The following is a 13,625-nucleotide window of genomic DNA, read 5'->3' as shown; positions in this document are numbered from 1 at the left end:
TCGACAACGGAGAAGTGATCGCCCGACAAGCCGGCGCCGCACCCGCCCCCGCCCTGCACACCTGGGTCGAGGAAACCATCGCCGGCCGCCGCTGACGGCCGGCGCTCCCGAGAGGGGACGCCCCGGGGGCCGCGAGCCCCCGGGGAGCACACAAGGAGGCAGCATGAGCACACAATCCGAGCCGCGGCGGCCGTCACCCGGCGACGTGACGCCCGACGCGCGACTGCGCACCGGCGCCGAGGGCGAGGTGACCCCCGAGGACCTGGTGCTGGCTTCGGGACGGGACGTCACCCCCGCGAATCTGCGGTGGGCGGAGCGCAAGATGGCCGAAGAGGGCACGGCGGCCGTCAACAAACTGCTTCCCTGACCGACCCCGGCGGCGTCCGACCACGGCGGCATCCGCCAGGTGCCGCCGTGAGCACACACACCGCCTCAGACCAGGCTGTCCCGCCACGCCCGGTGCAGATCCGCGAACCTGCCCGTGCCCGCGCCGAGATCGGCCGGAGCACCGTCCTCGACGATCCGGCCGTGCTCCATCACGAGCACCCGGTCCGCGACCTCCACCGTAGACAGGCGGTGGGCGATCACCACAGCCGTACGCCCGTGCAGCACCGTGTCCATCGCCCGCTGCACCGCGCGCTCGCCCGGAATGTCCAGCGAGCTCGTCGCCTCGTCGAGAATCAGCACCGACGGGTCGGCGAGCAGCGCGCGAGCGAAGGCCACCAGCTGCCGCTGTCCCGCCGAGATGCGGCCGCCCCGCTTGCGGACGTCCGTGTCGTAGCCGTCCGGCAGGCCGCTGATGAAGTCGTGCGCGCCGATCGCCCGGGCCGCCCGCTCGATCTCCTCACGGGTGGCATCGGGGCGCCCGACGGCGATGTTCTCGGCGACCGTGCCGGAGAAGAGGAACGCCTCCTGGGTGACCATCACGACACCCCGCCGCAGTTCGGCTGTCTCCAGGTCACGCAGATCGACGCCGTCGAGGAGGACCCGGCCCTCCGTCGGGTCGTAGAACCGGGCCAGCAGTTTGGCCAGCGTGGACTTGCCGGCACCCGTCGTGCCGACGACCGCGACGGTCTGGCCCGCGGGGATCGTCAGATCGAAGCGGGGCAGTACCTCGCCGCCCGTGCGATAGGCGAAGCGCACCGCGTCGAACACGACCTCACGGCCCGGCTGGTCGCCGGCGAGGGCGGGCAGCGGGCGGGGCGCCGCGGCCTGCGGGACCGACGGGGTCTGGGCCAGCAGGCCCGCGATCTTCTGCAGCGAAGCGGCCGCGGATTGATACGAGTTGAGGAACATGCCCAGCCGGTCGATCGGGTCGTAGAGCCGGCGCAGATACAGGACGGCCGCCGCCAGCACACCGAGCGCGAGCGTCCCGCCCGCGACCCGGTACGCACCCCACAGGACGATTCCGGCGACCGCGGTGTTGGCGACGAGCCGTGAGCCGACGACATAGCGCGCCATCTCCAGGAGCGAGTCGCCGTTGATCCGGCCGTGGCGGTCGTTGAGCTGCCGGAAGGCGGCGTCGTTGGCCTCCTCGCGCCGGAACGCCCGCACCGGCCTGATGCCGTTCATCGTCTCCGCGAACTTCACGATGACGGCGGCGATCGCGGTGGAGCGGCGGGCGAAGACGGCCCTGGCCCGGCGCTGGTAGAGCCGTACCAGCAGATACAGCGGGACGAACGAGGCGACGGCCACCCCGCCGAGCCCGAGGTCCAGCCACAGCAGCAGCACGGAGATGTAGACGAAGGCGAGGATGACGTTGATGAGCTCCTGGAGCCCTTCGCTGAGCAGTTCGCGCAGCGACTCGACGTCGGTGGTCGACCGGGAGATCAGCCGTCCCGAGGTGTAGCGCTCGTGGAAGTCGACGCTGAGCGCCTGCGCGTGCCGGAAGATGCGGCCGCGCAGATCGAGCAGGACGTCCTGGTTGACCCGGGCGGACGCCCGGATGAAGGAGTACTGGAGCACCCCCGCGCCGAACGAGCAGACCGCGTAGCCGACGGCCACCATGATCAGCGGGCCGTGGTCGTCGCGCCGGAAGGCCGGCACACCGCGGTCGATCGCGTACGCCACGAGTAGTGGCCCGGCCTGCACGGCGGCCTGCTGGAGCAACAGGAGCAGCGCTACCCGTACGACGCGCGCCCGGTGCGGCGCGAGCAGCGACCGCAGGAGGGCGCCGGTCGCGCCCCTGGCCGTCGGAAGGTCGTCCCGGTCGAAGGGATCGCCCTCGACGGCCTCGACGCTGCCGCCGGCGGGAACGGCCCCGGCGGCGGTCGTCGTGGTGGTCGCGGTCATCGCGCGCTCCCTTCACTGAGCCGGTCGTCGGAGGCGTGGGCCTCGTGCGTGGCCTCGTGGGCGGTCTGCGGGCTGTCGGGGCTGGTATCCGCACGGTCGGCCCCCGACATCAGCCAGGCGTACTCCGCGCTGGTGCGCAGCAGTTCGTGGTGCGTGCCCACCGCGGCGATACGTCCCTGCGACAACAGCGCCACCCGGTCGGCCAGCAGCACCGTGGACGGCCGGTGGGCGACCACCAGTGCCGTCGTGTCCTGGAGAACCCGCCGCAGTGCCGCCTCGACCAGCGCCTCCGTGTGGACGTCCAGCGCCGACAGCGGATCGTCCAGCACCAGGAAGCGGGGGCGGCCGACCACCGCACGGGCGAGCGCGAGCCGCTGGCGCTGACCACCCGACAGACTCAGCCCCTGTTCCCCGACCTGGGTGTCCCGGCCGTGCGGGAGGGACGAGACGAAACCGGCCTGTGCCACCTCCAGCGCTCGCTCCAGCTCCGGTGCGCCCGCGCCGTCCGCGCCCATCAGGACGTTCTCGCCGACGCTCGCGGAGAAGAGGGTCGGCTCCTCGAACGCCACCGACACCAGCTCCCGCAGCCGTTCGCGCGGCATCGCGGTGATGTCCTCGCCGTCGAGCGTGATCCGGCCGCCCGTCACCTCGTGCAGCCGGGGGACGAGCGCGGTCAGCGTGGTCTTTCCGCTGCCGGTCCCACCGACCAGGGCCATCGTCTCGCCGGGCCGCACCCGCAGATCGATGCGCGCGAGCACCGGCGCGGCGTCCGCGGCCGCGTCCGGATAGCGGAACTCGACGCCCTCGAAGCACAGCCCCTCCGCGCCGCCGGCCGGCGGACCCGACGCGGCGGGTACGTCCGACTCGCTCTCGGCGTCCATCACCTCGAAGTACCGCTCGGTCGCCGTGGCCGCCTCCTGGCTCATCGCCAGCAGGAAGCCGATCGACTCCACGGGCCAGCGCAGCGCCAGCGCCGTCGACAGGAACGCCACCAGGGTGCCCGCCGACAGACCACCGTCCGCGACCTGGACCGTGCCCAGCACCAGTGCGGCGCCGATGGTGATCTCGGGGATGGTGGTGATCAGGGCCCAGATCCCGGCCAGCAGCCGGGCCTTGGCCAGCTCGGTCCCCCGCAGCCGCTGCGAGAGCTCGCGGAAGGCGAGCGCCTGGCTGCGGTGGCGGCCGAAGCCCTTGATGATGCGGATGCCGAGGACGCTCTCCTCGACCACCGTCGTCAGATCGCCGACCTGGTCCTGTGCCAGGCGGGCGACGACGGCGTAGCGCGACTCGAAGTACGAACAGAGCACGACCAGCGGCACGATCGGTGCCGTCAGCACCAGCCCGAGCGTCCAGTCCTGGCCCAGCAGGATCACATAGCCGACCAGGATCGTCGTTCCGTTGACGAGCAGGAAGGTCAGCGGGAAGGCGAGGAACATCCGCAGCAGCATCAGGTCGGTGGTGCCCCGCGAGAGCAACTGCCCCGACGGCCACCGGTCGTGGAAGGCCACCGGCAGCCGCTGGAGGTGCCGGTACAGATCGGCGCGCATCGACGCCTCGACCCCGGCCAGCGGCCGGGCCACCAGCCACCGCCGGAAGCCGAACAGCACGGCCTCGGCGATCCCGAGGAGCAGCAGGGCGAGCGCCCCGAGCCACACCCCGCCCGGATCGCGGTCCGCCACCGGGCCGTCCACGATCCACTTCAGGACGAGCGGGATGACCAGGCCGAGACAGGAGGCCACGACGGCGACGAAAGCCGCGCTGAACAGGCGCGTTCGCACCGGTCGTACATAGGGCCACAACCGCAGCAACGAACGCACGGCTGACCGGTCCTCGGTGGCTGCATGTGGTGTGGACATCAGGGGTGAGCCTACGGTTCACCACTGACAGCGCTCACCCGAATTACCGGCCACGCGCCGGCGACCGGTGCCCCGTGCACCCATTTCCCGGACGCCGGCGCCCCGGGCCCCCTCACATCCGCGCTCTGAGCAGCAGCACCGACCGCGCCCCGACGCTCACCGTCTCCCCGCCCCGGTACACGACTCCCGGCGCCGACTCCTGCTCCTCCCAGGAGGTGTCGACGACCACCTCGTAGGCCTGAGCCCAGGGCGCGCCCGGCAGACGGAAGTCCGTCGGGCGGGCGGCCCCGTGCAGGATCGCAAGGAAGCTGTCGTCCGTCACCTCCGCCCCCCGGGCGTCACGACCGGGGATGTCACGGCCCGAGAGATAGAGCGCCAGCGTGGACGCCGGGGCGTACCAGTCGCCTTCGGTCATCTCCGTGCCCTTGGAGGTGAACCAGGCCAGGTCCCGCAGCCCGTCCGCGGCATGGGCCCGGCCCGAGAAGAAGGCGCGCCGGCGCAGCACCGGATGGGCATGGCGCAGTGCCAGCAGCCGGGTGGTGAGGTCCAGCAGGCTCTTCGGCCCGGGCTGTCCGGCGAGGGACCAGTCCACCCAGCTGACCTCGTTGTCCTGGCAGTACGCGTTGTTGCTGCCGCCCTGCGTACGCCCCATCTCGTCGCCCGCGACCAGCATCGGCACACCCGTGGAGACGAGCAGGGTGGTGAGCAGATTGCGGATCTGGCGCCTGCGCAGCGCGTTGACGAGCGGATCGTCGGTCTCGCCCTCGGTGCCGCAGTTCCAGGCCCGGTTGTCGTTGGTGCCGTCGCGGTTGCCCTCGCCGTTGGCCTCGTTGCGCTTGTGCTCGTAGGTCACCAGGTCGCGCAGGGTGAATCCGTCGTGCGCGGTGACGAAGTTGACCGAGGCGTACGGCCGCCGCCCGCCCCAGGCGTACAGATCGCTGGAGCCCGACAGCCGGTACCCGAGGTCGCGCACGTCCGGCACCGAGCCGCGCCAGAAGTCGCGCACGGCGTCCCGGTAGCGGTCGTTCCACTCCGTCCACAACGGCGGGAAGGCACCCACCTGATAACCGCCACTGCCGACGTCCCACGGTTCGGCGATCAGCTTCACCCGGCGCAGCACCGGATCCTGGGCGATGACGGCGAGGAAGGGGGAGAGCATGTCGACGTCGTGCATCGACCGGGCCAGCGCCGCCGCCAGGTCGAAGCGGAATCCGTCGACGCCCATCTCCGTCACCCAGTAGCGCAGCGAGTCGGTGATGAGCCGCAGCACGTGCGGCTGCACCACGTGCAGTGTGTTGCCGCACCCGGTGTAGTCGGTGTAGGCGCGCGGGTCCGAATGCAGCCGGTAGTAGCCGCGGTTGTCGATACCGCGCAGCGAGAGTGTCGGGCCGAGCTCGCCCGCCTCCGCCGTGTGGTTGTAGACGACGTCGAGGATGACCTCGATCCCGGCGGCGTGCAGCGCCCGCACCATGCGTTTGAACTCACCGACCTGCTCGCCGCGCGTCCCGCTGGAGGAGTACGCGGCATGGGGGGCGAAGTAGCCGATGGAGTTGTAGCCCCAGTAGTTGCGCAGGCCGCGCTTGAGCAGATGGTCCTCGTGGGCGTACTGGTGCACCGGCAGCAGTTCGACGGCGGTGACCCCGAGCCGCACCAGATGATCGACGGCCGCCGGATGCGCGAGGCCCGCGTAGGTGCCCCGCAGCTCCTCGGGGATGTCCGGGTGGAGCTTGGTGAAGCCCTTCACGTGCAGTTCGTAGATGACCGTGTCGGCCCACGGCGTCTTGGGCCGGTGGTCGTCCGCCCAGTCGTCGTCGTCGTGCACCACGACACCCTTGGGGACGTACGGCGCCGAGTCCCGGTCGTCGCGCACAGTGTCGGCGACATGCTGCTGCGGCCAGTCGCGGACATGCCCGTACACCTCGGGCGGCAGCGCACCCCAGTCGTTCCCCCGGCCCGCGTCCACCGCCCGGGCGTAGGGGTCGAGGAGCAGCTTCGCCGGGTTCCAGCGCGCCCCGGTCCACGGGTCCCAGCGGCCGTGGACCCGGTAGCCGTACCGTTGGCCAGGGTGGATCCCCGGGACGAAGCCGTGCCATATCTCATGGGTCAGCTCGGTCAGCGGAGCCCGGGTCTCGACGCCGTCCTCGTCGAACAGGCACAGCTCCACCGCCTCCGCCCCGCCCGCCCACAGCGCGAAGTTGGTTCCCGCGACCCCGTCCGGCCCCACCCGGAAGCGGGCACCGAGCGGCGTCGGTGCCCCCGGCCACACCGACGGCCCGGGCGCACCGGGGTCCACCCGGCGGCCGTTGACGTCGGCTGCCCGGAGGGGGACGGGCCCGTCGGCCCGCACCCCCTCCTGCTGCGCTGTCTCCTGCTCGGCTGCGCTCGTCACCTGCCGGCCTCCCGCGGCTCGTCGGGCCACGTCCCCCGGCGGTCACGGAGTCCCGGCCGTGACGCCCCGCGCGTGGTCCTCCCACCTGTTCTTCCCGCGCTGCTGATGTCCCAACATGACCCCCGCCCACGTTTCCCCTGGAGGGGCGCGGTCGTTGGGTGGTCGTGAGACACGTACTGAAGCGGGCCGGGCGAGGCATGGCCGTTGCCCTGACATGCGCAGGACTGATGGCCGGGCTCTCCGGCTGCACCGGCGGGGCGTTCGACATCAGCAGCAAGCCGCGGTCGCCCGAGGAGGCCATTCGGGTGATTCCCGAGGACGGTGCCAAGGGGGTGGATCCGAAGGGGCCGCTCGAAGTGAAACTGCGCGGCGGACGGCTCGAACGGGTCAGGGTGACGCAGATCGAGGACGAGGCGCCGACCGAGATCCCCGGCCGGATCTCCGACGACGGTCTGCGGTGGAAGCCGAACAACGGCGCCCGGCTGGGCCTCGCGGCCAAGTACAGCGTCGACGTCCTGGCCCTCGATGGCCACGGCCGCCGCTCGGCCCGGCACACCACCTTCACCACCGAGGTCCCCGACCGCCGTTTCATCGGCTACTTCAAACCGGAGAACCGGGCGACGGTGGGCACCGGCATGATTGTCTCGTTCGACTTCAACAAGGAGATCCAGAACCGGGGGGCCGTGGAACGGGCCATCCGGGTCACCTCCGAGCCGCCGGTCGAGATCGCGGGCCACTGGTTCGGCAAGGACCGGCTCGACTTCCGCCCGCGCGAGTACTGGAAGCCGGGCACGAAGGTCACGATCGATCTGCGGCTGCGCGACGTGCAGGCGGCGCCGCACTCCTACGGCATCCAGCAGAAGAAGGTCTCCTTCACCATCGGCCGCTCCCAGGTCTCCGTCGTCGACGCGGAGGCCAAGACGATGGAGGTGCGGCGGGACGACGAGGTCCTCGCCACCGTGCCGATCACCGCGGGAGCGCCCAAGTCCACGACGTACAACGGGAAGATGGTCGTCAGCGAGCTGTACGACGTCACGCGGATGGACGGCCGGACCGTCGGCTACGGCGGGGAGTACGACATCAAGGACGTGCCGCACGCCATGCGGCTGACCGACTCCGGCACCTTCCTGCACGGCAACTACTGGGCCGCGCCGGAGACGTTCGGTTCGACCAACGTCAGCCACGGCTGTGTCGGTCTGCGGGACGTGAAGGGCGGCAGCTCGGACACCCCGGCCGGCTGGTTCTACGACCGGACGCTGATCGGCGACGTGGTCGAGGTCGTGAACTCGCCCGACAAGCAGGTCGATCCCGGCAACGGGCTCAGCGGCTGGAACATGGACTGGAAGCAGTGGAAGGAGGGTTCCGCACTGCGCTGACCCCTGGGGCCCGAGCACAGCCCCCACAGCCCCTACAACCCACACGGCTCGCACCCCGCACACCCGCGGCACAGCCCCCACGGCTCGCACCCCCGTCCGGCCTGCACCTCACCCCCGAGCCCGGCCAACACGTTGGGACTGAACGGTGACAATCGCGGGAAGATTCAACAACCCGCGGTGTGATTATCTAGCGAAGTGCGTGCGTGAGGCGCGCGGGGGTGCGGGCCGTGGCGGGGCCAGGCCGTGCGAGGGGAGAGACCGTGGTGAACGGGCAGCCGATATCGGGGGCATCGGTCGGTGCCGGGCTTGGGCGTGGGCGTGGGGGCTCCGCGCTGCAGGCTCTTGTCGTCGGAGCACTGCTGGTGCTCGTGACGGCCTGTGGGGGCGGGGGCTCCGGCAAGGACGACGGCGACAAGGGGAAGAAGGACGGGGGGAAGGTCGGGAACTCCGCCTCCCAGGCGGTCGTGACCATCGCGCCCAAGGACGGCGCCACGTCGGTCGCCACCAGCGGGGCGCTGAAGGTCACCGCGGCCAAGGGCAAGCTGATCACGGTCACCGTGCAGGACGACAAGGGCACCCCGATCGAGGGCAAGGTCGCGGCGGACGGCGCCTCCTGGCAGCCGCTCCAGCACCTGGCCGGCTCCACCAAGTACAAGGTGCACGCCGTGGCCAAGGACTCGGACGGCCGTGAGTCCGCCAAGGACACCACGTTCACCACGCTCGTACCGAAGAACACCTTCATCGGGCAGTACACGCCCGAGGACGGTTCCACGGTCGGCGTCGGCATGCCGGTCTCCATCAACTTCACCCGGGGCATCACCAGTCCGGAGGCCGTCGAGAAGGCCATCGAGGTGACCGCGGAGCCGTCGGTGCCGATCGAGGGGCACTGGTTCGGCAACGACCGGCTCGACTTCCGGCCCGAGAAGTACTGGGCCGCCGGTACCAAGGTGACGGTGAAGCTCAACCTGGACGGCGTCGAGGGACGTCCGGGCGTGTACGGCAAGCAGGTCAAGACGGTGAAGTTCACCATCGGCCGCAGCCAGGTCTCCACGGTCGACGCCAAGTCGCACCGGATGACGGTGGTCCGGGACGGCAAGCAGATCAAGAACGTCGCGATCACCGCGGGCGCGCCGTCGACGACGACGTACAACGGCCAGATGGTCATCAGCGAGAAGTACAAGGTGACCCGGATGAACGGCGCCACCGTCGGCTTCGGCGGTGAGTACGACATCAAGGACGTCCCGAACGCGATGCGCCTGTCGACCTCCGGCACCTTCGTCCACGGCAACTACTGGGCCTCGTCGGGCACCTTCGGCTCCGCCAACGTCAGCCACGGCTGCGTCGGTCTGCGCGACGTGCGCGGCGGCTACGACAAGGGCACGCCGGCCGCCTGGTTCTTCAACAACTCGATCATCGGCGACGTCGTGATCGTGAAGAACTCCAAGGACAAGCAGATCGCCCCGGAGAACGGCCTGAACGGCTGGAACATGTCCTGGGCGGACTGGACGAAGTAACAGCCTCTCAGGGAGGCCGGACCTCCTCGACGCCATGCGGCGGACCCGGTGCTGTGACCGACAGCACCGGGTCCGTTGTCGTTAGCGCCGGTTAACCTGCCTGCATGACGACTGTGAATCTCGAGGTCTCCGAAGGTGTCGGCACGATCCGGCTCGACCGCCCGCCGATGAACGCGCTGGACATCGCCATCCAGAACCGCCTGCGCGAGCTCGCCGAGGAGGCGGGCCGCCGGGACGACGTGCGCGCCGTCGTTCTCTACGGCGGCGAGAAGGTGTTCGCGGCCGGCGCGGACATCAAGGAGATGCAGGTCATGGATCACGCGGCGATGGTCGTGCGGTCCCGTGCTCTCCAGGAGTCGTTCACCGCGGTGGCCCGCATCCCCAAGCCCGTCGTCGCGGCCGTCACCGGCTATGCGCTCGGCGGCGGCTGCGAGCTGGCGCTCTGTGCCGACTTCCGGATCGCGGCGGACGACGCCAAGCTCGGTCAGCCGGAAATCCTCCTGGGTCTGATCCCGGGGGCCGGCGGCACCCAGCGGCTGTCCCGGCTCGTCGGGCCGTCCCGGGCCAAGGACCTGATCTTCACCGGCCGCCAGGTAAAGGCCGAAGAGGCGCTCGCGATCGGGCTGGTCGACCGGGTGGTCCCCGCCACCGAGGTCTACGAGCAGGCGCACGCGTGGGCCGCGAAGCTCGCCCTGGGGCCCGCCCTGGCGCTGCGGGCCGCGAAGGAGTGCGTCGACGCCGGTCTGGAGACGGACATCGAGACGGGTCTCGCGATCGAACGGAACTGGTTCGCAGGCCTGTTCGCGACGGAGGATCGGGAGCGCGGTATGCGCAGCTTTGTGGAGGAAGGCCCAGGCAAGGCCAAGTTCCTCTGAATTATGGTCAGTTGACACCTTCGAGTGGTCCGTCAACCATGTGTGGGCCTTAACCGGACCTTAAGGGAGACTTAAGCCGCGCCCGCCCGCTGCGCTTGGTGATCATTCGCCGACTCTGCGTCATTGCAGCTCAGGCTGGGCGAACAGGCCCGTATGGCGCCGGAGTCATATGCCGGAGGGGCTTTTCGGAATGCTTCGTTCCTGGGGTTCTATTCCGCGGGAACAGCCACGCAGGCCGCCTGTTGCGGCCATGATGGGAGCATGGCGGGCCTCGAAGGTGTGGAACACATGCGGCAGCGCGGCAGTGTCACCGCAGCGCGTTGGATGCCTGTGACCGAGGGCGAACAGACTCTCGAAGTCATCGAGTTGTTCGGTGACCCCACCGAGGAAGAGGTCCGGCTCCCCTCACGCCCCGAGTCCGCCGGCACCGCGCGCCGGCTGACCCAGTGCGTGGTGCTGCGCCAGTGGGCGCTCTCCGCCCAAACCGCGGAGCACGCGGTTTTACTGGTCTCGGAGCTCGTGGGGAACGCCGTGCGGCACACCGGCGCACGCGTCTTCGGTCTGCGGATGCTGCGCCGCCGCGGCTGGATCCGGATCGAGGTCCGTGACCCCTCGCGCGGGCTGCCCTGTCTGATGCCGGTCCAGGAGCTGGACACCAGCGGGCGCGGGCTCTTCCTCGTCGACAAGCTCTCCGACCGCTGGGGCGTCGATCTGCTGCCGCGCGGCAAGACCACCTGGTTCGAGATGCGGGTCTCGGACCGCCTCCCCTCCTGACGCGGGGCCGCACCATCTCGGTGCGGCCCTCTTTTTCGCGCCCCCACGCAGAAGCCCCCGTACGGGCCGGGAAGGCGGCGCGACGGGGGCTTCTGCGTGGCGCCGTGGAACGGGGGGGTGTTTCCACGGCGTCTGAAAACGACCTGGCCCGGGTCAATGGGGGTCGTGGTCCCGACTATGGCAGACGGGTGACACGATGCCAAAACCTCCTACTGCGGCATAACCGGTCAAAAGCAGACCAAGAAGAAGTGAATCATAGGTGAGGTGAGCCACCCGCCTGGTAAATGCGGAATGAATGCGGACTGGATCAGGTGTTTCGCCGGTAGCCTCGGTTCGGCGCTCTCATGGGGGCGGACTGGTCGGGCGAGTCTTTCTGATGCAATCGTTATCTTTTGTCCGATCAGCACCTACTGTGCTTATTCGTGACCTTGATCGACCGTCGCGGCGCGCTGCGCGCAGGAGCGGGAGCGGCCGTGGCCGGCGCCCTCGCCACGGGCTGCACCGACGACGGTCCTCCCGCGGCGCAGCCGGGGAAGCCCGAGAGCCCCGGGCGGTCGCGGAGACCCCAGAAGCCCGTGCCGCCCGTGGCCCCCGCCCCCTCGTCACGCGGCATGCCTCCCGCCCCCGCCGCGCGCCGTTTTCCCGGGCAGCCCGCGCAGATCCTCCACGGCCCCCGCGACCGTGACCGGGTCGCCCTGACCTTCCACGGCCAGGGCGACCCGGCCGTCACCCGGGCCGTGCTGGCCGAGGCCGAGCGGGCCGGGGCCCGGCTCACGGTCCTCGCCGTCGGCAGCTGGCTCGACCGGTACCCGGACCTGGCCCGCCGGATCCTCGACGGCGGACACGACCTCGGCAACCACACCCAGCGCCATCTGAGCATCTCGGAGATGTCCGAGGCCGACGCCTACGCCGAGATCACCGGCTGCGCACAGCGGCTGCGCAGGCTCACCGGGTCGATCGGCACCTGGTTCCGCCCCTCCCGGGCGCAGTACGCCACCCCTCTGCTCGTCCGGCTCGCGCGCAGGGCCGGCTACCCGCACGTCCTCTCGTACGACGTCGACTCGCTCGACTACACCTCGCCGGGTGCGCCGGCCGTGACCCGCAACGTCACCGGGAGGATCCGGCCCGGCTCGGTGGTCAGCCTGCACCTGGGTTACCCGGACACGGTCGCCGCCCTTCCCGCCCTGCTCGCCGAACTCGACCGCCGCGGTCTGCACGCGGTCACCACCACGGAGCTGCTGAGCTGATGCACCCGAGACTCCCTGCCACCCGAGGGGCCGGCGCGGTCGTCGCCGGCGCCCTCCTCGCCCTGCTCGCCGGCTGCGGCTCGCCCACCGGCCCGACGCGGGCCGACAGCAGCACCACCGCGCCGCCACCCTCCGCGCCGCCGGGCAAGGCGGACCCGGCCGCCCTGCCCGGCATGCCCCCGGTGCTGAACCCGAAGGACCTGTACGCCGCCGACCGGCCGGGCATGTTCTCGCCGGCGGTCAAGGACTTCCCCTCGCGGGTCTACGTCCCCAACACCAACTCCAACACCGTCTCGGTCATCGACCCCAGGACCTACAAGGTCATCGAGACCATCCCCGTCGGCAACCAGCCGCAGCACGTCGTCCCGTCCTGGGACCTGAAGACGCTGTGGGTCAACAACAACCGCGGCCACACGCTCACCCCGATCGACCCGGCCACCGGCGCGGCGGGCAAGCCGGTGGAAGTGCACGACCCGTACAACCTCTACTTCACGCCCAACGGCAAGTACGCCGTCGTGATGGCCTCGCTCGACCGTCAGCTCGTCTTCCGCGACCCGCACACCATGGCCACGCGGAAGACCACGCCCGTCCCCTGCTACGGCGTCAATCACGCGGACTTCTCCGCCGACGGCCGCTACTTCATCGTCTCCTGCGAGTTCTCGGCCGAGCTGCTGAAGGTGGACACGGAGAGGATGGAGATCATCGGCCGGCAGAAGCTGCCCTTCACCGGCGCGATGCCGCAGGACGTGAAGATCTCCCCGGACGGCAAGACCTTCTACATCGCCGACATGGTGGCGCACGGGGTATGGGTGCTGGACGGCGAGAAGTTCACCACCCCGGTCCTGCTGCCCACCGGCAAGGGTGCCCACGGTCTCTACATCAGCCGCGACTCACGGGAGATGTACATCCCCAACCGCGGTGAGGGCTCCATTTCGGTCTTCGACTTCGCCCGGAACCGGCTGACCAAGAAGTGGCGGCTGCCGGGTGGCGGCAGCCCCGACATGGGCGGCGTCTCGGCGGACGGCAAGGTCCTGTGGCTGTCCGGCCGTTACGACGCCGAGGTGTACGCCATCGACACCACGAGCGGCAAGCAGCTTGCCCGTATCCCCGTCGGCAGCGGGCCGCACGGGCTCGCGGTCTACCCGCAGCCCGGCCGTTACTCGCTCGGACACACCGGCGTCTTCCGCTGACGCCACCACGGCGGCGTCGCCGCGCCCCCGGGGCCCGCAACAAGCCAGGGACCCGGGCGCCCCCCGGGGACACCAAGAACCGACACCAAACGACCAACAAAACCCGCATAAA

The 13,625-nt window shown here is 70.6% G+C and carries 10 protein-coding genes; 7 read left to right on the top strand and 3 right to left on the bottom strand.

The features are described from left to right. The first annotated feature begins 163 nt into the window (after positions 1–163). Positions 164–367: a hypothetical protein gene (locus ABTX78_RS35740; protein ID WP_352210921.1), complete on the top strand. Its 204-nt coding sequence runs from the start codon at positions 164–166 to the stop codon at positions 365–367. A gap of 65 nt (positions 368–432) precedes the next feature. On the opposite strand, the gene ABTX78_RS35735 is transcribed toward ABTX78_RS35740, so the two are convergent. From ABTX78_RS35735 to glgX, 3 genes are all read right to left on the bottom strand, one after another. After that, on the bottom strand, positions 433–2,292 hold the full coding sequence (locus ABTX78_RS35735; protein WP_352210920.1) for an ABC transporter ATP-binding protein: 1,860 nt from the start codon (positions 2,290–2,292) through the stop codon (positions 433–435). Further along, positions 2,289–4,148: an ABC transporter ATP-binding protein gene (locus ABTX78_RS35730; RefSeq protein ID WP_352210919.1), complete on the bottom strand. Its 1,860-nt coding sequence runs from the start codon at positions 4,146–4,148 to the stop codon at positions 2,289–2,291. The genes ABTX78_RS35735 and ABTX78_RS35730 overlap by 4 nt, the downstream gene beginning before the upstream one ends. A gap of 112 nt (positions 4,149–4,260) precedes the next feature. Next, positions 4,261–6,537 carry a glycogen debranching protein GlgX gene (glgX, locus tag ABTX78_RS35725; protein ID WP_352210918.1) on the bottom strand — a complete coding sequence of 759 codons (2,277 nt, stop codon included), beginning with the start codon at positions 6,535–6,537 and terminating at the stop codon, positions 4,261–4,263. Between the two features lie 164 nt (positions 6,538–6,701). On the opposite strand from glgX, the gene ABTX78_RS35720 reads away from it, so the two are divergent. From ABTX78_RS35720 to ABTX78_RS35695, 6 genes are all read left to right on the top strand, one after another. Continuing rightward, positions 6,702–7,913, top strand: coding sequence for a L,D-transpeptidase (locus ABTX78_RS35720; protein ID WP_352210917.1), 1,212 nt, complete (start codon positions 6,702–6,704; stop codon positions 7,911–7,913). 263 nt (positions 7,914–8,176) lie between these two features. Next, positions 8,177–9,427 carry a L,D-transpeptidase gene (locus ABTX78_RS35715; RefSeq protein WP_352210922.1) on the top strand — a complete coding sequence of 417 codons (1,251 nt, stop codon included), beginning with the start codon at positions 8,177–8,179 and terminating at the stop codon, positions 9,425–9,427. 104 nt (positions 9,428–9,531) lie between these two features. Next, entirely contained in the window at positions 9,532–10,302 is a 771-nt protein-coding gene (locus ABTX78_RS35710) for an enoyl-CoA hydratase/isomerase family protein (protein WP_352210916.1), read from the top strand. Positions 10,303–10,563: 261 nt separating this feature from the next. Further along, entirely contained in the window at positions 10,564–11,076 is a 513-nt protein-coding gene (locus ABTX78_RS35705) for an ATP-binding protein (RefSeq protein ID WP_352210915.1), read from the top strand. 422 nt (positions 11,077–11,498) lie between these two features. Then, complete coding sequence (locus ABTX78_RS35700; RefSeq protein ID WP_352210914.1) at positions 11,499–12,323, top strand: polysaccharide deacetylase family protein; 825 nt, start codon at positions 11,499–11,501, stop codon at positions 12,321–12,323. Beyond that, a complete protein-coding gene (locus ABTX78_RS35695) occupies positions 12,323–13,513 on the top strand; it encodes a YncE family protein (protein WP_352210913.1) in 1,191 nt (396 codons plus the stop codon). The genes ABTX78_RS35700 and ABTX78_RS35695 overlap by 1 nt, the downstream gene beginning before the upstream one ends. The last annotated feature ends 112 nt before the right edge of the window (positions 13,514–13,625 follow it).

The sequence above is a fragment of the Streptomyces sp. NPDC096193 genome (genome assembly GCF_040302905.1).
In the GTDB taxonomy this organism is placed as follows: domain Bacteria; phylum Actinomycetota; class Actinomycetes; order Streptomycetales; family Streptomycetaceae; genus Streptomyces.
This window is presented reverse-complemented; position numbering and strand designations above follow the sequence as displayed.